This is a genomic window from Flavobacterium sp. 2 (assembly GCF_049949195.1).
Taxonomy (GTDB): Bacteria; Bacteroidota; Bacteroidia; order Flavobacteriales; family Flavobacteriaceae; genus Flavobacterium.
The window spans coordinates 1,129,768-1,153,434 of sequence record NZ_CP188206.1 but is presented as its reverse complement, the minus strand read 5'-3'; the positions used below and the strand labels follow the sequence as shown (position 1 = coordinate 1,153,434).

Sequence of the window (23,667 nt, the reverse complement as noted above, 5' to 3'; positions counted from 1 at the left end):
GTAAATCATCGGTTACATTAAAATTACGGTAATTTTTTGATAAAAGACAGTAATTTCTCAAGAATATCGATGACTAAAAGATTTTATCTGTGAATGACATCTGATGAATAAAATTCGGCATAAAAAAAATGCATTGCAATTTATATCGCAATGCATTTCTGTATTATTTAGTCAAAAATTATTTTTTGTAAAAAGGCAATTTTACCACTTTAGCGGCAACATCATTTTTTCTGATTCTGATAAAAATATCGCTATCAATAGCACTATTTGCAACAGTCACATATCCTAAACCAATTCCTTTATTCATAGAAGGTGACATAGTTCCAGAAGTTACAATTCCAATAACTTCGCCAGAAGCGTCAACAATTTCGTAATCGTGTCTTGGCACTGCGCGTTCCTGCATTTCAAAAGCTACTAGTTTTCTTGTAACACCAGCTTCTTTTTGTTTTTTAAGCGCTTCAGAATTTGTGAAATCTTTAGTGAATTTCGTAATCCATCCTAAACCAGCTTCAAGTGGAGAAGTAGTATCATTAATATCGTTTCCGTAAAGACAGAATCCCATTTCCAGACGTAAAGTATCACGAGCAGCAAGACCAATAGGTTTAATTCCAAAAGCTGCTCCAGCTTCAAAAACTTTGTTCCAAATTGCTTCAGCATCTGCATTTTTGCAATAGATTTCAAAACCTCCAGAACCTGTATATCCTGTAGCAGAAATAATTACATCGCTGAATCCTGCAAAATCAGCCACTTCAAAATGATAATAAACAATAGAAGACAAATCAACAGAAGTTAATGATTGCATTGCTTCAACCGCTTTTGGTCCTTGAATCGCCAATAAAGAATAATCATCAGAAAGATTCTTCATGTCAACTCCTAAATCATTATGAGAAGAAATCCAGTTCCAGTCTTTATCAATGTTCGAAGCATTTACCACAAGTAAATACTCTTCTTCTTTCATTTTATAAATAATCAAATCGTCAACAATTCCGCCTTCATTATTTGGAAGACAAGAATATTGTGCTCTTCCAATTGTCAAAGTTGATGCATCGTTAGAAGTTACTTTCTGAATCAAAGCCAATGCATTTGGACCTGTTAACAAAAATTCACCCATATGCGAAACGTCAAAAACGCCCACACCGTTACGAACTGTTTCATGTTCAGCATTAACTCCTTCATAAGTAATAGGCATGTTATAACCAGCAAAAGGAAGCATTTTTGCTCCTAAACCTTCATGTATGTGCGTAAGCGCAGTATTTTTCATTGTGTTGTTTTATAAAATTGTTTTGCAAATCTATTCAAAAAATATCGAATTTAAATGTCTTAAATTATAAATTTCGCAATAATTAGGAGCTATTTCCTGCTATCCGCTATATCTTTTTGTTTTTAAAGAAAAAACAAAAAGGATGTCGCTACTATCAGGGCTAGGGCTGACTGTTTCAAAAGAAGAATTCGTGATTTCGATTTTTTACGTAACTTTAATTCATTAAATAAAGCCAGATGAAATCACCGTATTTAATCACAAAAGAAGAAATTCTAAAAATATACAAACCTGTAGATTCCAAAGCACATAAAGGAACACAAGGTCATGCCGTGATTATTGCCGGAAGTTATGGGAAAATGGGAGCAGCCGTTTTAGCATCAAAATCCTGTTTAAAATCGGGTTGCGGACTCGTAACGACTTTTATCCCAAAATGCGGTTATCAAATTCTTCAAATCTCAATTCCCGAAGTGATGACTGTAACGGATGAAAATACAAATTTCATTACCAATATTCATTTACCTTTAATTCCGCAAGCCATCGGAATTGGTCCCGGAATAGGAAAGGAGCTCGGAACACAAAAAGCCTTATTTGAATTTTTAAGAATTAATAAAATGCCTTTGGTTTTAGATGCGGATGCGCTAAACATTATTTCCGAAAATTTATCCTGGTTAGAATTAGTTCCCGAAGACACCATTCTGACACCTCACCCTAAAGAATTAGAACGTTTAATTGGTAAATGGAATTCGGAGTCGGAGAAATTTCAGAAAACAATAACATTTTCAGAAAAATACAAAGTCATTGTCGTCATGAAAGGTGCACCGACATTTATCATAAACAGAAATTCAATTTACGAAAATACTACCGGAAACGCAGCGCTAGCAACCGCGGGAAGTGGCGACACTTTAACTGGAATCCTGACAAGTTTGCTCGCACAAGGTTACGAACCTAAATATGCGTCTAAATTAGGGGTTTATCTTCATGGATTAACGGCTGATTTAGCTTTACCAAAAATAGGTTACGAATCTTTTACAGCTTCAACAATTATTAAATATTTAGGAAAAGCTTTTTTGAGTTTAGCTTAACCGCAAAGAGCGCAAAGGTTCACGCAAAGGACGCTATGATTTTTATGATGTTGCTGAATTGCTCGCAAAGACGCAAAGTCGCAAAGAATATAAAAACTTTGCGACTTTGCGTCTTTGCGAGATTAAAAAACTCTGCGAACCTTGCGTGAACCTTTGTGCTCTTTGCGGTTAAATCACTAAGTTTGTATCTATGAAAAACAACTTCGATCTCAGAACGGTAAACGTCATGCGATATATAACGCCACTGCGCGAAGGTGGTTCTTTACCCGCTTTGGCAGAAGCCGATGACGATTTTAAATACGTATTAAAATTTAGAGGTGCCGGACACGGCGTAAAAGCCCTTATAGCCGAATTAGTTGGCGGACAAATAGCAAAAGCTTTAAAACTACAATTACCAGAATTAGTATTCGCAAACTTAGATGAAGCTTTCGGAAGAACCGAAGCCGACGAGGAAATTCAGGATTTACTGCAAGGAAGTCAGGGATTAAATCTGGCGCTTCATTTCTTATCTGGCGCAATAACTTTCGATCCTGCTGTAACGACTGTTGATGCTAAATTAGCTTCGCAAATTGTTTGGCTGGATGCTTATATCACAAATGTAGACCGAACTTTTAAAAACACCAATATGTTGATCTGGCATAAAGAATTATGGCTGATTGATCATGGAGCATGTTTGTATTTTCATCATTCTTGGAACAATTGGGAACAACATGCCAAAAGTCCTTTTGCATTGATAAAAGATCACGTTTTATTGCCTCAGGCCTCACTTTTAAAAGAAGTTGATACCGAATTTAAAGCGATTTTAACGACGGAAATTTTAGAAGAAATTGTAAATACGATTCCGTTGGATTGGCTGCAATGGGAAGATGCAGACGAAACTCCGGAAGGATTGAGAAACGTTTACTTGCAGTTTTTAAAAACAAGATTAGAGAATTCAGAAATATTTGTAAATCAGGCTCAAAATGCAAGATAATCACTTATACGAATATGCTGTGATTCGTGTTGTGCCAAGGGTAGAGCGCGAAGAATTCCTGAATATTGGAATCATTTTGTTTTGCAAAAGAGCGAAGTTTATAAAAGTACTTTTTCATTTAAATAAAGAGCGAATCCAAGCTCTTTCTGCCGATTTTGATATCGAACAATTAGAGTGCAATCTAACTTCATTAGAAAAAATCGCAAACGGAGCCAAAGATGGCGGTCCAATTGCTGAATTTGAGATTCCGGAGCGTTTTAGATGGTTAACGGCAATTAGAAGTTCTGCTATACAAACATCTAGACCTCATCCTGGTTTGTGTCAGGATTTGGAGAAAACGATTCAACGTTTGTTTGAAGAGTTGGTACTTTAGTTTTTCTGAGTTAATAGTTAAAGATCGTTTTTCTGAAAATAAAAAGCCGTAAAGTTTGTCTCTTTACGGCTTTCCGTATTTTAAAGCTATTTATTTTTTTTACGTTTGTGTCACAAAACCCCATAATCTATTGTACACTTTTAAACTATTACAAAAATGAAATTTCAAAAAAGTACTATTTTTCCTTTTGCTTTAATTATTTTGTTAGCTACGGCCTGTTCTTCAGAAGATTCTCCTAAAGATGAGCAAGAACAAGAAATTAATCCTGCAAATCAAAAACTAGTTTCAATTACTTATCCTACGAGTAGTAATTTAGCTTATATGAATGACAAGCAAGAATACCAATACGACGATTTAAGTAGGATAAAATTAAATGGAGCAGTAGAAATAAAGTATGTAAGTGATGATCTGATTGAAACAAATCTATTAGAAGATAATATGTCAAATGTCGACTTAGAAGCAAAAACTTCTATTAAATTGAAAGACAAAAACATTGTTTCAATTATTGGTAATCGAGTTTTTAAAAAGCTTACTGGAGAAATAACAAGTATCGATAGAGATTCAACTGTTATTAGTTATGAAAATGGATATTTATTTAAATTAGTAACTTATTTTAAGAGTATTACGACAGGCTCTACTGGAAAATATTATTTACAAAAGCAAATAGATTTTACGATTACTAACGGAAATATTACTCAGACTAAAACTACTGAATATGGAGATGTGGTTGTAACTAATTATACGTATGATTCTTCACCTTATATTCCAATGGGTGATTTTGGTTATGAAACACCATTGCATAAGATTGGATTGATCAAGCCTTTAGCTTACAGTAAATTAGGGAAAAGTAGTGCAAATAATATTATAAAAATTGAAAATGTTTTTACTAAAACGCCATTTCAAAAATCTTATAAAACAATTAGCTTCAAAAGAAATTTTGATAAATATGGAAGAATAAGTGAAATTTTGCTTTCTGGCAGCTGCGTTACAAGTAACCCTGATAACGTAGCAACAGATTTTACAGATGAAAAGGTACTATTTGAATACAAATAAATCGGTTTAAGTAAATTTTAAAAAATAATCTCGCAAAGTCGCAGCGTAGCAAAGAAAAATAAAACTTTGCGACTTCGCATCTTTGCGAGATTTAAAAAACTTAAAGCAATTTATTTTACGGACTTTCGACTGTATCTTTTTGAAAAATTATCTTCTTCGGAATCTGTTTTTAAAATAATTTCTTTTGATGTTACAGTATCTATTATTACACAATTTCTTAAACCTCCGTCATTTGTGCATGACAAATTGTCGAAATCAGTAATAAGTTTTTCAGTACTATTTTTTAAATCCAGTAGTTTTAATTTTTCATTTTCCTGATGTAAGTTTTCAATATAGAGCACTACGTTTTGATCCTTGTTTACGTCAACAATGACACCTGCTTTTAATTCTTCACCATTTTCTTTTTTAATTAATTGCATTTCATCAGGATTTCCAGAACCATATGATTGTACAAAAAGAAAAGTATCTCCAAAATCAGCTTCAATATAGCCAAGATTTTTATGAAGCATAGGATAACTGACTTCACTAAGCATTTTTATATCTCGATTCCCTTTAACTAAAGTTAAACTTTGCAATGAATCTCCTTCTGTAGTGTCTTTGTAAACACGATATGATAAATGAAAGCCATTTTTTAATATAGTATCGAAATCATAAGGTTCTATTTCAGTTTTAACTGAATTTATATTGTTTTGAGGCTCAATATTATTATTTGGTTTTGCTTTAGCAATTTCGGTTGGCACAACATTTTTAACTTCTTTTTTCTGATTTGTACAGGAAAAAAGAAGCAATAAGAAAACCATTAAAATTGTGTTTTTTATCATGTATCAGTATGTTTTTTAATAACCTTTGATTTTTTCAATCACAATAAGATTAAAAATCCAATATTCCAGAGAGGCATTCATTAGAAAAATGAAGCATTACATTTTCCTTTTTCTGATTTTCAATAACTAATAAATCATAAGGTTTTAGATTGTATGACTTCTCATTAATTTTAATAACTGTCGTATCTAAAGAAAATAGAATTATTATTTGAGCATTAAAATGCTGCTCACTTTTAGTTATTATCAATTTGTGATGGCTGATTTTTTCAGAAACCATACAATTAAAATCAATCCCTTTTGTATAAGAAGTCACGTCATCATCTGAATTAAATTCCATGATTTCATATTTCTCATACGTTCTTTTTTCTTTGTTTATTTCAATATGCAAGCTGTTATCAAGCATAACCAAATATCGTTGATAGCCCTTAAATTTAGTGAACTCTGAAGGTGTTTCCTCTATTGTAGCACTGCTTATTCTGAATACAAAATCTCTATCAGCATATCTTGCTGTTTTCGGATATATCATATATTCATATGTCAATCCGCCACTCCAAACAGAGGCTGTACAATTTTCTTTAGGTAAATGGTGTAGGTTCATTTGTTTTCTAAATTCTCAAAGCTGTTTCTCCAAGAAAATAAACTCTAAAGGTTCTTCAGAAACTGTAACATGAATTCCGCTTTCAGGAAAAGCTTCTCTTTCTCCTGTATCCAAATAACCATGACGTTTGTACCACGCAATAAGCTCTTCGCGAACCGAAATAACCGTCATAATAATACTCGACAATCCTAAAGATTTAGCATGATTTTCGGCTTCAGCCAAAAGCTTTTTCCCGATACCACTATTTTGAAGTTCTGGTGAAACGGTTAGCATTCCTAAATACAATTGACGTCCTTTCTCAACTAATAAAACCGAACCAATAATCTTGTCATTTTCAGTGAATTTCAGAATTGTATTTTTTGGATTCTGGAAAATTTCTGTCATTTCCTGTTCGTCGGTTCTTTTTCCTTCTAATAAATGTGCTTCGGTTGTCCACCCTTTTTTAGAAGTTTCTCCTCTGTAGGCTGAATTTATTAGGGTTGTTAATGCAGGAATGTCTTGTAATGTTGATTTTGTAATCATCATAATGCTGATGTAATTGTATAATTTAAAAATGAATTGTCTCCAGCTTTAGCTGGAGTAACAAAATTACATTAGAAAATGGCTTTAGCCTAATCTTTAACTTTTTTTGGCTAAAGCCGAATTTAATTTTAAAAATAAACCTCCAGCTAAAGCTGGAGGCAATTGATTTTGTATTTGTTATAACAAAGAAATCAGATTTAATATTTTGCAGGTTCGCTAGCTTTAGGTAATGATTGTTTTATGAATGTTCTGATATCTTCATTTGCAGTTTCTAAGTCAGCTTTTCTCAAATACATCATATGACCGCTTCTGTAGCCTTTCCATGACATTCTATCCGTTAGTTTTCCACTTGGATCCATTTGCCATAAATCGTATTTAGCGTTAAAGTAATCACAGGCACCATCATAATATCCTGATTGAACCATTACATGCAAATATGGATTTTGCGCCATGGCTTGTCTTAGGTTTTCGCCTGTTTTATCGTTAGATCTGTCCCAAGGATGCACCGGACCAAACATATTATATTTAAAATCCGTTTTGTAGTTAAGGTTATTACGTACATACATATTGATAGCAGGTGTAAACGAATGTAGCCAAGATGTAAGTTCCGCATTAAAATCAACGCTTTCTCCAGCGTCTTTACGGTCAATTCCTTTGTATCTTGAATCAAGTCTTCCTACTGTGTAGCCTTTATCTCTTAAAAGTTCTTTCCAAAAATAATCATAAGGAACGTCTAAATTGTTTTGGAGAATAACTTGTTCTGATATACCAGAATAACGTGCCATTTTAGCGGCAATTTCTTTTCTTTTTTGTTCTTCCAAAAATCCTCCTTTGCTCAGTGCAGGAAGAAGTTCGTTTATGGTAAAATCTTCAACCTCGGGTAACATATCCGTTAAATCTTTGTTTTGAAGGTCAGAGCTAAGCTTTTTGTGATACCATGCAGTAGCAGCAAAATAAGGTAATTTAAGAGCGGCATCAGAAACAACTCCACGTGTTATTCCTAAGTCAGTTGGAGACACTAAAATTACTCCGTTAAGATACATCCATTGATTGTTTTGCAATTGAAGTGCCAATCCTGAAACACGGGTTGTACCATAACTTTCACCAATCAGATATTTAGGCGAAGCCCAACGATTCGTACGGGTTACAAAACCATTGATCCAATCGGCTAAGTATTTGATATCGGCATTTGTGCCGAAGAATTTTGCAGCAGGGATTTCTTTGCTTGTAGGTCTTGAATATGCTGTATTAACAGGGTTTACAAAAACGATATCAGCGACATCTAGAATAGAATAAGGGTTTTCTTTTATTCCGTAAGGCTGCAAAGGATATCCTTCATCATCAATATTTAACAAACTTGGCCCCGTATACGCAATCTGCATCCAAACTGAAGCAGATCCAGGACCGCCATTAAATGAAATAACTAAAGGACGTGAATCTCTATCTTTAACATCAGAACGCTCATAATACGTATAAAATAATCCGGCAATTGCTTTGCCATCTTCGTCCCAAACAGGCATAGTTCCGGTTGTTGCTTTATAAGAAACTTTTTGTCCTTTTATTGTAGTTGTATGATTGGTGACAACTTGAGAGTCGGGATTGAAAGTAAGGTTAGCAGGTGAATTTTCTTCTTTTGCAGCCGGAGGTGTAGCGGCTTTTGGTTTTGAATCCTGGGCGTATGAAGTAAAAAATCCTGCTAAAAGGAATAAAGTAAATATTTTTTTCATAGAATTTGGGTGTGTTATTAGAGTTTTTAAAGATATAAAAAAATAGTAAGTGATGATTTTTAGAACTTTTATTATGTATTAAAATAAAGGTTTGTTTTTCTGAGAAAAAGAAAATATCTAAAGAAAATTATTGAAATTTGTATAGAACGCAAAATCAGGAAAGTATGAGCAGAATACATTTATTTGAATTTGAAGATCAACAATGGCTTCCAGAGTTTATTAGAAATTATATGACTGATTTTTTGCAGTTTCTTTCGAATAAAACTGCTATGTATAAAGGAATTGTACCAATAATAGAAAAAGGTTTAAAAGAAAGTCAAACCAATCAAATTATCGATTTAGCATCGGGTGGAGGAGGCGGATTAATTTGGCTCAACACTGAATTAAGAAAAACCAACACCGATCTGAAGATTCTATTGACGGATTATTTTCCAAATATTCCTGCATTTGAACACACTCAAAAACAAGCCAGTAATTTCGAATTTATAAAGACGTCTGTTGATGCAAAAAATGTTCCCGAAAACTTAAAAGGGCTTCGAACTCAATTTTTATCTCTCCATCATTTCAGACCCAAAGATGCACAGCAGATTTTGCAAAATGCAGTCGACACCAATAGCTCAATTGCCATTTTTGAAGGGCAAGAGAGAAGTGTTCCAAGTATTATTGCCATGATTTTTTCACCGATTAGTGTTTTGCTAACAACGCCTTTTATCAGACCATTTAAGATTGGCAGAATCATTTTTACTTATTTAATTCCAATTGTGCCTATTTTAGTTTTATGGGACGGTGTGGTTTCTTCTTTAAGAACATATTCTGTTGAAGAAATGAATGAATTGATTTCTAAATTAGAAAATAAAGACAGTTTTAATTGGGAAGTTGGAAAAGTAAAATCTGGCCCGGCAAAGATTTTGTATTTGTTGGGAACTAAAAAATGAATTGCCTACAGCTTCAGCTGTAGGAGTAAAGTCATAGTAGAAAATGGCTTTAGCCTAATCTTTTGTGTATTTTGGCTAAAGCCTTTATTATGCAAAACAAAACCTCCAGCTAAAGCTGGAGGTAATTGAAATCGGTATTTAAATTGATATTGTTATTGTCATTAAAAAGTTTAATAATCATAAACATGTTCAATTGTAATTTTGTTCTTTTTCGAATCTTTAATAAAAGGCAACAACTTTTCAACTGATAACAGATAAACATTTCGTTTCAAATTGTTATCCGTTACAATTTCAGATTGATACAACAATTTCACATCTTTTAAATTGGGTTTATTAACCGCATTCTCAATTGTAGAAACCGCAATTTCATCATTTCCTGAAATCTCATAGATTTTCACATCCTGATTCGAAAGTTTTATCATTTCTTTTGTGAAAATTTCCCAGCGCGTAACGGCAATAATCATTTTGTCACGATCTCTTTGGATGATTTTTAAGTTCGGATTTTCTTTAATGGTATCAACATTCGAAACAATTAAATAAATCAAATTAGAAGGTGTTTCGTAGCTTGATTTTGCGCCCCACTCAATCAGTTTCGAATAGAAAGCTTTAAACGAAAATTCTAAAGTAAAAATAAAAGTTCGTTCCCATTTACGAAGAATGCTGTGATCTGAATTTTCAGAAGCCGTCCAGACTTTTTTAACCCACGGTAAGAATTTGAATTCATACCAGGCCGTTTGGTAAATAAAATCACTGTACCCGCGCTGTGCTTCAATAATTGTTTTTTCAGCTTCAGAGTTTTTTTCTTCTGCAAATAAGGCGAAGAATCTCCCAATTGTATTTTCGTATAGAATTTTCGCACCATATTCCATTGTCATGCTTACGCCAATAACCTGCAACATGGTTTTGTATTCGCCGTTTTCAGGATACGCTTTAGAAGTCAGTTTTATCGAACGATCGTACAATTTCCAATATTCATCAATCGATTTATAAAAAGGAAAATCAGACGGATTTTTACCGCTTTCCAGATAATCCGCATATTCTTTCGGATTGTAAACTAAATACCATTCCGGAACTGTCAAAACGGTTTGTTCTTCGGCTCTGAAATAGTCTTTTATCTTTTTCTTTTCCTCAGCAATTTTATTTTTCGCATACGGATTGTATTTGTCTAAAAGTTTGTTTGTAAAGCGCTGATCAGGATCTAATTTGTTTTTTAATGCGAAATATTTATCGTTGTCCGGATATCCTTTTTTAAACTGTTCAACCGTTGCGTGAGGCTGATATGGAAGATACCAGGTTCCGTTTTCGCTCAAAATCGCATCGGTCATTTCAAGCGTCCATTTTTTTACCTGATCTTTTGCATCCTGATTCGTTCCTTGTTTGTAATAAACCACAAAAGCAAAAACCTCTTTCCTTGCCCACGACAAATAACTTTCATGATCTGGAAGCGCATGACGCAAGGAAACATTGATAACATTTACTTTATTCTTCTGAAAAACTTCAGTCATTTTCGGAATAAAAGATTTTATATTTTCCACCGGAATAAAATATTCCTGCAAAACATAAGTATCTTTTTCGCGCGACGAAGGTTCTAATTCTTTTACATCATAACTCGCTTCTTTGTTTCGCCAACGCACTGTTTTCGGAATAAAATACAAAGGATCAATAGCATATTCGCGAATCCATTTTCCTGAATTTCCCCAAGAAACCACTCCGGTTAAATGTGATTCGACCCAATAATTCTCATCTTCAGGAATTAGTCGATCGGTATCCGTTAATGGATTTGTCGTTTTTTGCCACGAAACGCTCATTATTTTGTCATATTTAGGCGGATACAAATTGCCATTCTGAAAAACAACGTCTTTGTTGTTTCTAATGTTTTTGTCGAAATACGCTTTGTACTCTTCTATTGGCATCACCTCATGAAAACGCTCTACTTTTTCATTGTCGACCAATTGCAAAGTAACTTCGGCGATAACGCCAATTCCGCCATAACCGCCAATTACAGCATTAAAAATATCCTGATTTACTTCTCGGTTCGCGACAACAATATCACCATTTGCCGTAATGATTTTGACTTCTAAAACCGATGAAATAATCGGGCCGTGACCAATATATCTTCCGTGGCAATTTACCGATATTGCACCTCCAACCGTAAAATTAGAATACGTTTGCATGATTTTTATCGACAAATTCAAAGGATCGATTACCTTTTGAATATCTCTCCAACGAATTCCGGCTCGTACTGTAATTTGCTTTTTTTCTTTATCAATATTGATGATTTTATTGAAAGATCGCATATCGATATGCAAACTGTTTTCAAAAGCCGTTTGTCCGCCCATGCTGTATTTTCCTCCTCCAATAGAAATTGGTCCGGTTGTATTTTTTATGGCAGAAACAATTTCGTTTACCGTTTTGGGTTTGATAATCTGATTAACCTGAATCGGATTTAATTGTGTGACATCGTTTAGAGTTTTGCTTTCTAAAGTGCTATCAAATGCCGAATCTCCCGAAAACTGAATCAATAAAAAGATATAAATCGCAAAAGCAATAAAACTGTAAAACGGAATGAATAAGCGTTTTTTGCTATTAATATATCGGATTGACTTTTTGATTCCGGCGTATATAAATTTTATGATTTTTAGAAAATAGGCGAAGAGAAGCTTAACCAAACGGTAGATTTTTTTCATAGAAGAAAGTACAATGATTAGATTTTGGTGAAAAGCATTAAGGCATTTTTGGTAGGATCGCCTTTTTGATACAAGGTTTTTTTATGAAATTTAAACCCGATATTTTCCACAAAAGCAATAATAAAATCCAAAGAATAAAAGTTTCGAACCTCTTTTTCATTGTATTCCCAGGTTTCGTTTACGCCCAAATTAAAAACGTCGTGCGCCAAAGCAACCAATACCTTTTGATCTTCGGTATCGCAATTATGATCTCTTAAAATCATTTTTCCGCCAACTCGCAAAGTATCGCGAATCGAAGAAATATATTGCGTTCGCAACTCCAAAGGGCAATGATGAAAACCAATATAAATCGTCACCAAATCAACACTGTTGTGCGGAACGTGATCTCCAAATTTGGTTTTGTAATTCGTAAACGGAATATATTCTGCACCAACGGCAATTTGACCGCGATCGACCATTTCCGAGAAAGAATATTTGGGTTTTCGGCCATCAGCATAATATCTTTTTCCTTTGATGGAAACACTTTCCTCCAGAAAATCTAAATACCTTCCCGAAGAACCAATTTCTAAATAACCGTTATATTTAGTGTCTTCGCCAAGCAAAGAAACCGTCTCCTCCGACATTTCATTTTTCTGATGCATCAAAGCCGGAAGCTGATAACGAAAACTGGAAAGCATTGGCGTAATATCATCCAATTTGGATTGCGTTGCCAAATAAATCTCTTTATCTGTATTTTTCGAAATGGTATTTTGGTAAATTAAATCGTGGAATTCCTTTTCAGGATATAAATTGAAAACATTTTTTAAAAACAAAAAGAACTGATTTTTGAGCTTCGCATTGGTATAAATGTATTTGAAATTGTTTCGAACTTCTGTCGCGAAATTCAATACCGTATTAGGAAACATTTGCGCTGAGGCAACAAAAAGCAGTGTGGTTTTGAGAAAATTGCGTCTCTTCATAAGTTGGTTTTGTTATTTCAAACATAGTAATTTTACTTACAAGAAACTAATTTGATTTTTAAAAAATAAAAGCCACAAATTACACGAATTTTCACAAATTAATTAGTGAAAACTTAAGTGATTTGTGGCTGAGAATATATTAGTTTGCTAGCGCGAGCGTCCCGCTCGTGAACGTTTCAATTGCTTTTGAATTTCTATGTGTTGACGAGCGGGACGCTCGCGCTAGCAGGAGAACTGCTGAAAGCGTTATTTAGTCCTATCGCTTAGCCAACGGAGGACTTTTTTTTGCTCTCTTTTTTAATTGCTCATTAATGTTAATCACAGCATATTCGCTAATATTTATTGTAGCATATCTTAAAAAGCTTTTAGCCATTACAATTGCTGTTTTATCCGTTTTTTGAATATAGTTTTTGGGATTGTAATTGTTATTATTAGTTTGCACAAAAATTTCTTCAGGTATTTCCTCATTAAGATCATAGTCCCAGGTCTTTTCAATAAAGATATTACTTGCGCCAATTTTTTTGAATCCATAAAAAGAAGCCGTTAAATCTTCATCATAATAAGACGAATAGTCGCGATCATGATAAGACGTTTTGTAATTCCCGTTTTTGCTCACGGCGATAGAATCTAGAACTAAATTCAGTTTATTGGTATCTTGTAATTCCTTTTCAAATATTTTTTTGCAAATCAAGAAAGAATCAATTTTAACATAGGAATCAGCATGTATTTCCAGTGCCTCCATAGGATTCGCTTCTGTTCCATCCGATTGAAATTCCACGTTGAATAAGATGAATTCATTTTTAGAAGTATTTAAAATTCCGTCTTTATCAGAAACTCTAAATTTTAAAGGTTTTGAGCCGTTGATTGTAACTTCGTGATTACTATAAGAAGAAAGCCTGATTGTGTCTAAAATGCCATGCGTAATCAAAGTGTCTTCGGAATTAAAAATTAACGTGTCCGATTTGCCATTCCCTACAATTGTGATTTTGGGGTTATCTCTTCTGCAGGAAACCAAAGAAATAAAAAAGATAATAATTAAGGAATTAAGAATGGTTTTTTTGAGTAATTTTTGTTGCATCTCTTTAAAGGGATTTATTAAATTTTAGTTTATTGGTAGTATCAAACATAGCAATTTTACTTACAAAAAACTAATCTGTTTAAAAATAAAAAGCCACAAACAAAGAGCGTAAAAATCTCTTTATTTGTGGCTTAAAACTATTTTAAAAGGATGAAATATTATTCAATTGCTAACACGAGCGTCATTCTTTTGAACGTTTTCGATTGGTTTTGAGTTTCTTTGTCTTTACGAGCGTGACGCTTGCGGTAGCGGGGGATAACATTCTCGTCACTCCCATGTTTTTCTTATTAGTCTTAGTAGCTTTGGTTCTTCTTTTTGTGTACTCTCATTTTGAATTTTTAGTTTTTGTTGCTCATACTTTTGTTGCATAAGTTCATCCCAATCTTTATTTGTTGGCTGTTTTAAATCAGCTCCACCTTTATGAGCAAAGTCTACATAACCAATTTCAGGTTTTGGAAGTTTACCTTCACATTCTTTTGAGCATAAATTTGCAAGTAAAGGTAAAGTGTCTGTCCCAATCCGAAGAGTTATCCAAAGTTGATTTGTTTGCTGATAAGTGATTTCTTTATTACAAATACTACATTTTAAAGCTTCTCCAAAGTATCTAACAGGATTATGTGTAAGTAAAGGAAACCTCATTCGGTTTTTATAGTTTCCAAATAATATTCTGGTACTTACTCGGCTGTCTTTAAGTTTTTTACAGTTACTGATTTCATAAGGAAACCAATGTAAGTTGTAAGAAGTATATGGGTCAAAGTATTCGAGTGATTCCATTTGCCCAATTTCAGGTGGAATTCGTTTTAGTTTGCTCCCATAAAGCCACATTTTTTTTACTCTTTTAAGTTTTGATATACTCTCTGGTAAAGTATGAATTTGAGAAAATAGTTCCTGTCCAAGTTCATCTAATGGCGAAAATTCTTCTCTATTTTCATTGGCAACTTTGTCCACATATTCGCAAAGTTTTTTCCAAGCATCAGAGTTTCTGTCCTGGACATCGTTTTCAATTTTATGAATTCTGTCGTTCATTGCCTATTTGTGAGATATTGCTACTACTAACCTTTTTTTATAAGCAAAACAAATCTTTGTACGAATAAATTCAGATAGATAAGCGAAGGTCTGTTTTGTTTTCTTGCTTTTCAAATATATGTATTTTTACCGCTGTGCGAAGTCTCCTGACTTCATACCCGTTGCTATATTCTGTTTGGTTTGCTCATTGGAGTGGGTACGAAGTCGGGAGACTTCGCACAGCGACTACGATTCCTGAGAAAGAACACTTTGGAGCGGGGGATAACTTATCTATTATTTTTCTATTAGTTCTTCTGGAGGATGAACATATAATTCTAACTTAGGTTTTGTTCTAAGATGAATTAATTGCTTAAATTTCCTGTGTTCGATATCTTGAAAATATACATAAATTGAAGGAGATACTGGCAGAAGAAATCCATCTTCTATTTTTTCTTGTTCAAAAAAAGTAAAAGGTACATTCCATAAAGCACCTGCTTCCATCCAACGATTACCTCTGAATGGTCGATGCAAATTCTCAGGAGTTATAATATGACTTAATTCAACTTCAATTTTTTCCATTAAAGCTCTGTGATTCTCAACTTTAATTTCCAGAATCACCTTAATCATATCTTCTTTACCTAATTGAATAAAAGGCTCTATTAAGCTAATTTTTGCAGAAAATGAAGGGCGAATAGACATTGAAAACCTATATCTTTCCATTTTTAATGCAGTATTTTGTTGTTTAAAAGTTTTTACAAGATATAGTGCAGTGAAAGCGGTAACAAAGATCATTATCCAATCTGATATTGTTCCCCATATTTCAGCATCAAATGGAAAATGAGTCATTGTTTCTAGTTGATTAATCATAAAAAATAAAAAATTTATTTCATATTAGGAAATTGCTTATCTAACACGAGCGCCTTATTCAAGTCCGCTCTAATTGGTTTTTGAATTTTCTTTGTGTTCAGAAATGGAAGTAGCGATTATGGATTGATAAAATTTTTAATTAGGGTTTTAGTAGATTTTATTTCTTCCATTTCTTTGTTTGTAATAATCGTAGGGTCAACTATTATAAAATTTTTAATATCATTTTTGTTAAAAATAGAAGATGTCTTTAATTTTCTGTCATAAAGAAATAAAAAGTTACTTGTCTCGCCGAGATAAACTAAATTACTTTGTAATAATGTTGAATATTGCTTTTCATTATCGCAAAACTCTACTTTTTTGTTGCTTTCAGTTTCTTTTAAATCTTTAGCATCTTTGAATGCAAAAAAGATAAGAATTATAAGAAAAAAAAAGAAAAACATTGATGTCGATACTTGAGCCAAACTAATTCCAATATCGATTTTATCATCTTCAGGATTCCATTTCTTTATTAATTTGTGAAACTTTATAATAAAAAGACAAAAATAAATAGAAAATGGGTAGACAAATTCCTTTGTAAATAATATCGACCAAATAAAAATAAAAGTTAGAACTATCAATGACAGTCCAGTATAATTATCTTCTGCTCTTTTTTCTACTTCTTTCTTATAAAATTCTTCGTTTGAATCATATTTTTTCCTTTTGGATTTAGAAAAATGATTAAAGAAGAATAATAAAGGATAATGAGTTAAAATCATAAGAATGATTTCTGTTAAGAAAAGTAGAAATCCTATAAAAACAATAAAATTTACAGTAAAAAAGAGTAAATCACTAAATGATGTATAATATTCTATTTCAATTCCAAAGTGAGTATAGAAAATTTTTTGATATATATAACCAAAACCATACATAATCAAGGCAATTATCGGGAGATATTCTTTGTAATTTAAAAGTTTTTTTATCAATTTTTTTTCGTTTAATTTCTGATTTCAGTATAATTACCACCAACTAAAAATATATTTGAAATATCATTTACATGTTTTATAAATCCAGAGTTGGATTCTTAATTTCATTTATTTTACAAAGAAAAGAGTAGTGTTTTCCTGTAATTTCAATTGAGTAGAATTTCTTCTTGTATTCTATCTCAATATATGGTTCTTCATTTATGTCAATTGCATAATTGTTATCTGACGTTTCTCTATTTATTTCTAGTTTATTTCCATTTTTTCCGCGAGTATTAATCTTAATTCCGTCAATATTAGCTCCGCCAACTATAAGAGAATTAAAATAATATTTTACAAATAAACCTTTGTCTAGTATTGGGTAATTTTCTAAGTATGGTAAATTAAAAGTTTTAACAGTAATATCTTTATTATTTTCTTTTGAAAGTTGTTTCTGGCTTTTGGAATCATCTGAAAACCTCGATACCAGATTGTTGCCGAATAATAAAACAGTAATTGCAATAACTAGACCTATCAAACTGATAATTGTTCCTTTCTCCCATTTTTTCTTTTTATCAGGATTTGCAATTGACTGATTATGAATATTGCTATTATTGTTAATTATTAAATTCCCAGAGTTTTTAATTTCCAAATCTTTTTCATTGTCAATTTTTACTCCTTTGGTTTTTAAATAATCTATAAATTCAGTTTTTTCATTTTCAAACCAATTTATGAACCCAACTATGTCATCTTTATTAAAATCTGGAACAAATTTTAAGTCTCCATCTTCAATTGCTAAATCTCCATCTTTAATCTGTAAATCAAACTCTTTGTTTTCTAGAAACCATTTTGTAAAATAGTCTTTTACTTTTTCTTTGCTTAGTTTAATTATTCCTTGTTCGATGAGAATGTCGAGAAAAAAATCAGCATCTTCTGTTCGTTTTTCAACTTTTTTCTTTGTGTATTCCTCAAATTTTTTTTCAAAATCTTTTCCAAGGAAAGAATTTCCCCACCAATTATTATTTTCCATTTGCGATGCTAGGTTGTTGAATTCTTGTGTTTTCAAACATAATAATTTTCCTTATAAAAAGCTAATACGAATTACAAATAAAAAACCACAAATTACACTAATATAAAGTCAGTATAATTTGTGGTTTTATTTTTTATAAAATAAATACTTACCCCAAGAAACTCTTTAACTCCTCATAAGTCCCAATCTTCACACTAACTTTCTCCTCATTAATAACACTCTCAATTTGAGCAGGAATTGGAAGTGTAATTCCCAAAGCAGGTTCAACAACATCCAAAAACTTAATAGGATGTGCCGTTTCTAAGAAAATACCAATTGCGTTTGGGTGTTTTTCCAATTCTTTTTTCAAACCTAAATAACCAACAGCACCGTGTGGTTCTGCGATATAACCGTCTGTATTATAAATTTTCTTTAGAGCAACTAGTGTTTCCTCATCAGTATAACTATAAGAAGAGAAGTCTTTTTCGAAAGCTTTTAAGTCGTTATTGTACAATTCCTGAATTCTAATAAAGTTGCTTGGGTTTCCAACATCCATAGCGTTAGAAATTGTTGCTTTAGAAGGTTTTGGATCGTATTTTCCGTTTTCTAAGAATCTTGGCACCGTGTCGTTTACGTTGGTAGACGCTACAAAATGTTCAATTGGCAAACCTAATTTCTTTGCCATAATTCCGGCGCAGATATTCCCGAAGTTCCCACTTGGGCAAGAGAAAACTAAAGGTTTGTTTTGGCTTTTCAACGCTTTGTAAGCAAAGAAGAAATAAAACATTTGCGGTAACCAGCGCGCAATATTTATAGAATTTGCCGAAGTCAGGTTTTTGTGCGCTAAAGTTTCATCTAAAAACGCTTTTTTCACCATGTCCTGACAATCATCAAAAACACCATCCACTTCAAGTGCTTTAATGTTTTGTCCTAAAGTAGTCAATTGTTTTTCCTGAATATCGCTCACTTTTCCTGACGGATATAAAATGACAACATCAACACCGTCAACGCCTAAAAATCCGCTGGCAACGGCTCCGCCCGTATCTCCGGAAGTGGCTACTAAAACGGTATTTTTAGCATCTTTTTTGTCTTTGTTGAAATAACCCAAGCAACGCGACATAAAACGCGCTCCAACGTCTTTAAAAGCCATTGTCGGTCCGTGAAACAATTCTAACGAATAGATTCCGTCTTCGACTTTTACAACAGGAAAATCAAAAACTAAAGTCTCGGCAATGATTTCTTTTAGTTTTTCTGCTGGTATTTCATCACCAACGAATTGTTTGATTGCTTCAAAAGCAATTTCTTCGTGGCTTAAACTTTCGATTTTATCAAAAAAGGACGGATCAAGCGGTGTTATGCTTTCTGGGAAATATAATCCTTTGTCAGTTGCTAATCCTTGTATTACGGCTTCTTTGAAAGAAACCTTTGGGGCATTATGGTTTAAACTGTAGTATTTCATTGGTTGTTTTTTATTTAACCGCAAAGAGCGCAAGGAATTGGTTTCTTTTGAAAACGCAGAGAACGCAAAGCTTTATGGTTATTTAAATATTGTGTTTAAATTTCAATAATAATTATTCGTTTTTTTGTCATTCCGAGGAACGAGGAATCTCCGCGAGTAGCTCGACAAAGATTTGACTCACGTTACGGAGTTACTTGCGGAGATTCCTCGTTCCTCGGAATGACAAACGATGTATTTTCTTTATATTCAAATTATTACACAAATCAATTTGTGTAAATTCGTGGAATTTGTGTTATATAATTCTTACTCCGTCAGGGTTTATCTTCGAAACGTGAATTTCATATGGCAAATTCATTTTTTCGTAAACGTCGCTCATGGCTTTGGCGATTTGTTCAGCGGTTTCTTTTCCTCTGCTTAAAGCGAAAATCGATGGACCAGAACCTGAAATTCCGGAACCTAAAGCGCCGTTTTCAAGAGCCGTTTGTTTGATTTGATCAAATCCCGGAATCAAAACACTTCTTAAAGGTTCTACGATTTCGTCATGAAGCGAACGCCCGATTAATTCATAATCTTTGGTGTATAAACCGGCGATTAATCCGCCTACATTTCCCCATTGCATAATGGCGCTTTTCAGGGAAACGTTTTGTTTTAAAACCGAACGTGCATCAGATGTTTTCAACTCAATTTGCGGATGAACCACCGTTGCGAATAATTCTTCCGGGCTGTCAATTCGGATAATATCAAGCGGCGCATAACTTCTTATCAAAGTAAATCCACCTAAAAGGGCAGGAGCAACGTTGTCGGCATGCGCGTTTCCGCTGGCTAATTTCTCGCCCTGCATCGCAAACTGAACTAAATCTTTACGAGAATAAGGTCTTCCTAATAATTCATTAATTCCGAAAACCGCTCCGGCAGAACTTGCAGCACTGCTTCCGATACCGCTTCCGGCTTTGATATTTTTATAAATTTCAATTTCGAAGCCAAAATCCAATTCGTCTAAAGTTTCAAGCATTGCCAAAGCTGCAACTCCAGAAACGTTTTTCTCGGTTTCCAAAGGCAAATCGGCACCCACAATTTTAGTGATTCGAACTCCTTTTTGATCGACTTTTCGAACAATCATTTCATCGCCCGCATTGTCTAAGCAAAGTCCAAGTACGTCAAATCCGCACGAGAGGTTTGCAATTGTAGCGGGACAAAAAAGTTTAATTTCCATTTTTAAGGTTCTGAGGTTCTAAGATGCTAAGATTCTAAGGTTTCTTTGCAGCTTTTTATTTTTTAGTTTCTAAGGTTTTGAGATTCTAAGAGGCTAAGATTAGTTTTGAAAAAAACTCAGAACCTTAGCATCTTAGAACCTTAGCACCTTTAAATATTACCTATTCGAATTACATCCGCAAAAATTCCTGATGCAGTTACCGCTGCTCCGGCACCGGCGCCTTTGATTAATAAAGGTTGATCTACGTAACGATCTGTGTAGAACAAAACGATATTGTCTTTTCCTTCTAAATTATAGAAAGGATGATCTTTTGGGATGAATTGAAGACCAACGCTTGCTTTTCCGTTTTCGAATTGTGCAACGTATTTCAATCTTGAATCTTTCGCTAAAGCCTCGTTGTAAATGCCTTCAAAATGAGCAGCGTGTTTGATTAACGATGCGAAGAAATCTTCGTTGTTTGTTGTTGCTAGACATTCAGCTGGCAAAAACGATTCGTTTGCAATCGCATCAATATCCATTTCGTAACCGCTTTCGCGAATAAGAATCAGGATTTTACGAGCAACATCAACACCACTTAAGTCGATTTTCGGATCTGGTTCTGTGAATCCCTGAACTCCGGCTTCTTTAACCACATCGTGGAAAGAATTGTTTTGATCGAAATTGTTGAAAATGAAATTCAAACTCCCCGATAAAACCGCCTGAATTTTATGCACTTTATCGCCAGATGCAATCAGATTTTTTACCGTATCAATAATTGGCAATCCTGCACCAACATTCGTTTCAAATAAAAACGGAGCGTTGTATTGGCGAGATAAACTTTTTAATTTTTTATAATTGTCATAAGCAGATGAACAGGCAATTTTATTACAAGTTACAACGGCAATACTTTCTTTTAAGAACTTCTCATACATTTCAGAAACGCTTGCATTTGCTGTAATATCTACGAAAATACTGTTACGTAAATTCAGTTCTTTGGCGCGTGCGATGAATTCAGTTGGAATTGCTTCTTCACCTTTTTCTAAAGTCGACTGCCAGTCTTTTAGAGAAATTCCGTCTTCGTCAAAAAGCATTTTTCTTGAGTTTGACAATGCAATCACGCGTACATTAATCTTTAAATTATCTTTTAAAAATTTTCTTTGATTGTGAATTTGTTCGATGAATTTTTCTCCAACATTTCCAACTCCCATTACGAATAAATTCAGCTGTTTTGTGTTTTCTTCAAAGAAATTCTCGTGTAAAGTATTCAACGCTTTTTTAACGTCTCTTTCGTTAATTACAGTCGAAATATTACGTTCAGAAGCACCTTGCGCAATCGCACGAATGTTTACGTTGTTTTTTCCTAAAGTGCTGAACATTCTTCCACTTAAACCTTGGTGATTTTTCATGTTTTCACCAACCAAAGCGATAATGCAAAGGTCCTTTTCTACATAACAAGGATCGATTTTGTTCTGTGCAATTTCGATTTCAAAAGCTCTGTTAATTGCAGCTTCGGCATTATCAGCATCCGAATTTAAAATTCCGATACAAATTGAATGCTCAGAAGAAGCCTGAGTAATAAAAATCACGTTGATTTTTTCCTGAGACAAAACTTCAAATAAACGTCTAGAAGAACCCGCAACTCCAATCATTCCTGGACCTTCAAGAGTTAAAAGCGAAATATTATCGATATGACTAATTCCTTTTACAACTGTATCTTTTGATAAAACAACATCAGAAATTAAAGTTCCTACTGCTTCAGGCTCAAAAGTATTTTTGATCAGAATAGGAATGTTTTTTCTTAAAACCGGCTGAATTGTTGGCGGATACAAAACTTTGGCACCAAAATGCGATAATTCCATCGCTTCCTGATACGAAATATTTGCAATTGGCTGTGCTTGTTTTACAATTTTAGGGTTTGCAGTAAACATTCCGTTTACGTCAGTCCAGATCTCCAATTGTTCCGCATCGATTGCTCCGGCAATAATAGCTGCAGTATAATCAGATCCGCCGCGTCCTAAAGTCGAAGTGATTCCGTCTAAAGTTTGCGCAATAAAACCAGGCAAAATATTGATTTTTGATTCATTCGAAGCAAAATACTCCTGAATTAATTTGTTTGAAATTTCGAAATTCACAACCGCTTTTCCAAAATCAGCATTTGTTTTAATCAACTCACGGCTGTCTTTGTAAACTGCGTCATTGTTAATTTGCTCGTAGGCTTTAGCAATAATGAATGACGATAATAATTCTCCAAAACTTAAAATAGTATCAGCAGTTCTTGGAGATAATTCGCCAAGCAAGAAACAGCCGTCTAGCAAAGTTTCTAAGTGATTAATGATTCTTTTTACGTGGCTCAGTAAACTGCTTTGTTCGCTTACCGGAATCAATTCTTTTAATGTGTCAAGGTGTTTTTTCTCGATTTCGGCAACAACTTCTCTAAAATTTTCATCGTTTGCCGCCGCTTTTGCTGCCGCTGATTGAAGTAAATCCGTTACTTTACTAAGTGCAGAAACTACAACAACTAGTTTATCTTTTTCAGCTTTTTGTTTAACAATTTCGAGAACGAGTTTTATATTTTGAGCATTGGCAACCGAAGTTCCGCCAAATTTTAATACTTTCATTTTGATATTTTTTTCTTTTTATGCAAATATTTTTATGTATCCAATAACTCTCTTCTTTCAAGAAAAAAGTATAGGTAACCTAGGATTATATGTGAAAATGTATACCCCTAAGGGGTAGTAGTAGTTGTAGTAGAAATAATGGTAGCAGCAATTGCAGTTCTAGTTTGAACTGTCATTGTAGATTGATATTTTGTGCTGTTACTTTTCATTTTTGATTTTTCAAAAGTACAGCTTTTAAGTAGGATTAAAAACTCTGAAAGGCTTTTTGCGAATATTTTAATAATTCAAATTTCAAAAAATCAATATTGAGTATTTGTTAAAATTAAATGTGTTAAGTTGATGTTTTAACATATTTTACGCAGTTTAGATTTGCTTTTACTTATAAGAAAGTTTAATTTTTAAATATAAATTAGAACCAAAATCGAGTTTAATAACTGATAATTTGGCTGAATAAGATTATTTCTGCGATTTTTTTTCAGTAAGTTAAATTCAGTTAGTCTTCTATGTTGT

The 23,667-nt window shown here is 33.4% G+C and carries 20 protein-coding genes; 5 read left to right on the top strand and 15 right to left on the bottom strand.

The genetic code is table 11. The annotated features are described in order from the left end of the window. Positions 1-178: 178 nt before the first annotated feature. Entirely contained in the window at positions 179-1,261 is a 1,083-nt protein-coding gene (gene gcvT, locus ACNFIH_RS04795; protein WP_142449445.1) for a glycine cleavage system aminomethyltransferase GcvT, read from the bottom strand. A 236-nt stretch (positions 1,262-1,497) separates the two neighbouring features. On the opposite strand from gcvT, the gene ACNFIH_RS04790 reads away from it, so the two are divergent. The 4 genes from ACNFIH_RS04790 to ACNFIH_RS04775 all read left to right on the top strand — a co-directional run bounded on the left by ACNFIH_RS04790 (position 1,498) and on the right by ACNFIH_RS04775 (position 4,742). Beyond that, positions 1,498-2,343 carry an NAD(P)H-hydrate dehydratase gene (locus ACNFIH_RS04790; RefSeq protein ID WP_426485715.1) on the top strand — a complete coding sequence of 282 codons (846 nt, stop codon included), beginning with the start codon at positions 1,498-1,500 and terminating at the stop codon, positions 2,341-2,343. Positions 2,344-2,533: 190 nt separating this feature from the next. Beyond that, on the top strand, positions 2,534-3,316 hold the full coding sequence (locus ACNFIH_RS04785; protein ID WP_426485714.1) for a HipA family kinase: 783 nt from the start codon (positions 2,534-2,536) through the stop codon (positions 3,314-3,316). Further along, complete coding sequence (locus ACNFIH_RS04780; protein WP_426485713.1) at positions 3,306-3,689, top strand: DUF3037 domain-containing protein; 384 nt, start codon at positions 3,306-3,308, stop codon at positions 3,687-3,689. Before ACNFIH_RS04785 ends, ACNFIH_RS04780 begins: the two co-directional genes overlap by 11 nt. A gap of 156 nt (positions 3,690-3,845) precedes the next feature. Next, on the top strand, positions 3,846-4,742 hold the full coding sequence (locus ACNFIH_RS04775) for a hypothetical protein (protein ID WP_426485712.1): 897 nt from the start codon (positions 3,846-3,848) through the stop codon (positions 4,740-4,742). A gap of 110 nt (positions 4,743-4,852) precedes the next feature. Here the strand turns inward: ACNFIH_RS04775 and ACNFIH_RS04770 are convergent, their stop codons facing one another. The 4 genes from ACNFIH_RS04770 to ACNFIH_RS04755 form a co-directional block, all read right to left on the bottom strand. Then, positions 4,853-5,563 (bottom strand): hypothetical protein, encoded by a 711-nt coding sequence (locus ACNFIH_RS04770; RefSeq protein ID WP_426485711.1) that lies wholly within the window; start codon positions 5,561-5,563, stop codon positions 4,853-4,855. Between the two features lie 49 nt (positions 5,564-5,612). Continuing rightward, positions 5,613-6,161, bottom strand: coding sequence for a HutD family protein (locus ACNFIH_RS04765; protein WP_426485710.1), 549 nt, complete (start codon positions 6,159-6,161; stop codon positions 5,613-5,615). 15 nt (positions 6,162-6,176) lie between these two features. Then, positions 6,177-6,686 (bottom strand): GNAT family N-acetyltransferase, encoded by a 510-nt coding sequence (locus tag ACNFIH_RS04760; RefSeq protein ID WP_426485709.1) that lies wholly within the window; start codon positions 6,684-6,686, stop codon positions 6,177-6,179. Positions 6,687-6,880: 194 nt separating this feature from the next. Further along, entirely contained in the window at positions 6,881-8,410 is a 1,530-nt protein-coding gene (locus tag ACNFIH_RS04755; RefSeq protein WP_426485708.1) for a S10 family peptidase, read from the bottom strand. Between the two features lie 164 nt (positions 8,411-8,574). Here ACNFIH_RS04755 and ACNFIH_RS04750 point away from each other — a divergent pair, with 164 nt between their 5' ends. Beyond that, positions 8,575-9,345 (top strand): hypothetical protein, encoded by a 771-nt coding sequence (locus ACNFIH_RS04750; protein ID WP_426485707.1) that lies wholly within the window; start codon positions 8,575-8,577, stop codon positions 9,343-9,345. A 170-nt stretch (positions 9,346-9,515) separates the two neighbouring features. On the opposite strand, the gene ACNFIH_RS04745 is transcribed toward ACNFIH_RS04750, so the two are convergent. From ACNFIH_RS04745 to thrA, 10 genes are all read right to left on the bottom strand, one after another. After that, a complete protein-coding gene (locus tag ACNFIH_RS04745) occupies positions 9,516-12,032 on the bottom strand; it encodes an FAD-binding protein (protein WP_426485706.1) in 2,517 nt (838 codons plus the stop codon). 17 nt (positions 12,033-12,049) lie between these two features. Beyond that, positions 12,050-12,991, bottom strand: coding sequence for a class I SAM-dependent methyltransferase (locus ACNFIH_RS04740; RefSeq protein ID WP_426485705.1), 942 nt, complete (start codon positions 12,989-12,991; stop codon positions 12,050-12,052). Between the two features lie 256 nt (positions 12,992-13,247). Further along, positions 13,248-14,069, bottom strand: a complete 822-nt coding sequence (locus ACNFIH_RS04735; RefSeq protein WP_426485704.1) for a hypothetical protein — start codon at positions 14,067-14,069, stop codon at positions 13,248-13,250. Between the two features lie 267 nt (positions 14,070-14,336). Beyond that, on the bottom strand, positions 14,337-15,095 hold the full coding sequence (locus ACNFIH_RS04730) for a hypothetical protein (RefSeq protein ID WP_426485703.1): 759 nt from the start codon (positions 15,093-15,095) through the stop codon (positions 14,337-14,339). A 273-nt stretch (positions 15,096-15,368) separates the two neighbouring features. After that, positions 15,369-15,941 carry a hypothetical protein gene (locus ACNFIH_RS04725; RefSeq protein WP_426485702.1) on the bottom strand — a complete coding sequence of 191 codons (573 nt, stop codon included), beginning with the start codon at positions 15,939-15,941 and terminating at the stop codon, positions 15,369-15,371. A 116-nt stretch (positions 15,942-16,057) separates the two neighbouring features. Continuing rightward, positions 16,058-16,903 (bottom strand): hypothetical protein, encoded by an 846-nt coding sequence (locus tag ACNFIH_RS04720; RefSeq protein WP_426485701.1) that lies wholly within the window; start codon positions 16,901-16,903, stop codon positions 16,058-16,060. 76 nt (positions 16,904-16,979) lie between these two features. Further along, a complete protein-coding gene (locus ACNFIH_RS04715; RefSeq protein WP_426485700.1) occupies positions 16,980-17,945 on the bottom strand; it encodes a hypothetical protein in 966 nt (321 codons plus the stop codon). A 112-nt stretch (positions 17,946-18,057) separates the two neighbouring features. Beyond that, positions 18,058-19,347: a threonine synthase gene (thrC, locus tag ACNFIH_RS04710; RefSeq protein ID WP_426485699.1), complete on the bottom strand. Its 1,290-nt coding sequence runs from the start codon at positions 19,345-19,347 to the stop codon at positions 18,058-18,060. Positions 19,348-19,639: 292 nt separating this feature from the next. Next, positions 19,640-20,560 carry a homoserine kinase gene (locus ACNFIH_RS04705; RefSeq protein ID WP_426485698.1) on the bottom strand — a complete coding sequence of 307 codons (921 nt, stop codon included), beginning with the start codon at positions 20,558-20,560 and terminating at the stop codon, positions 19,640-19,642. Between the two features lie 149 nt (positions 20,561-20,709). Then, entirely contained in the window at positions 20,710-23,157 is a 2,448-nt protein-coding gene (gene thrA, locus ACNFIH_RS04700; RefSeq protein ID WP_426485697.1) for a bifunctional aspartate kinase/homoserine dehydrogenase I, read from the bottom strand. Positions 23,158-23,667 lie beyond the last annotated feature (510 nt).

Excerpts from the sequence above, each read along its gene's own strand:
- gcvT (WP_142449445.1), bottom strand. The coding sequence starts at position 1,261 with ATGAAAAATACTGCGCTTACGCACATACATGAAGGTTTAGGAGCAAAA.
- ACNFIH_RS04790 (WP_426485715.1), top strand. The coding sequence starts at position 1,498 with ATGAAATCACCGTATTTAATCACAAAAGAAGAAATTCTAAAAATATAC.
- ACNFIH_RS04785 (WP_426485714.1), top strand. The coding sequence starts at position 2,534 with ATGAAAAACAACTTCGATCTCAGAACGGTAAACGTCATGCGATATATA.
- ACNFIH_RS04780 (WP_426485713.1), top strand. The coding sequence starts at position 3,306 with ATGCAAGATAATCACTTATACGAATATGCTGTGATTCGTGTTGTGCCA.
- ACNFIH_RS04775 (WP_426485712.1), top strand. The coding sequence starts at position 3,846 with ATGAAATTTCAAAAAAGTACTATTTTTCCTTTTGCTTTAATTATTTTG.
- ACNFIH_RS04770 (WP_426485711.1), bottom strand. The coding sequence starts at position 5,563 with ATGATAAAAAACACAATTTTAATGGTTTTCTTATTGCTTCTTTTTTCC.
- ACNFIH_RS04765 (WP_426485710.1), bottom strand. The coding sequence starts at position 6,161 with ATGAACCTACACCATTTACCTAAAGAAAATTGTACAGCCTCTGTTTGG.
- ACNFIH_RS04760 (WP_426485709.1), bottom strand. The coding sequence starts at position 6,686 with ATGATGATTACAAAATCAACATTACAAGACATTCCTGCATTAACAACC.
- ACNFIH_RS04755 (WP_426485708.1), bottom strand. The coding sequence starts at position 8,410 with ATGAAAAAAATATTTACTTTATTCCTTTTAGCAGGATTTTTTACTTCA.
- ACNFIH_RS04750 (WP_426485707.1), top strand. The coding sequence starts at position 8,575 with ATGAGCAGAATACATTTATTTGAATTTGAAGATCAACAATGGCTTCCA.
- ACNFIH_RS04745 (WP_426485706.1), bottom strand. The coding sequence starts at position 12,032 with ATGAAAAAAATCTACCGTTTGGTTAAGCTTCTCTTCGCCTATTTTCTA.
- ACNFIH_RS04740 (WP_426485705.1), bottom strand. The coding sequence starts at position 12,991 with ATGAAGAGACGCAATTTTCTCAAAACCACACTGCTTTTTGTTGCCTCA.
- ACNFIH_RS04735 (WP_426485704.1), bottom strand. The coding sequence starts at position 14,069 with ATGCAACAAAAATTACTCAAAAAAACCATTCTTAATTCCTTAATTATT.
- ACNFIH_RS04730 (WP_426485703.1), bottom strand. The coding sequence starts at position 15,095 with ATGAACGACAGAATTCATAAAATTGAAAACGATGTCCAGGACAGAAAC.
- ACNFIH_RS04725 (WP_426485702.1), bottom strand. The coding sequence starts at position 15,941 with ATGATTAATCAACTAGAAACAATGACTCATTTTCCATTTGATGCTGAA.
- thrC (WP_426485699.1), bottom strand. The coding sequence starts at position 19,347 with ATGAAATACTACAGTTTAAACCATAATGCCCCAAAGGTTTCTTTCAAA.
- ACNFIH_RS04705 (WP_426485698.1), bottom strand. The coding sequence starts at position 20,560 with ATGGAAATTAAACTTTTTTGTCCCGCTACAATTGCAAACCTCTCGTGC.
- thrA (WP_426485697.1), bottom strand. The coding sequence starts at position 23,157 with ATGAAAGTATTAAAATTTGGCGGAACTTCGGTTGCCAATGCTCAAAAT.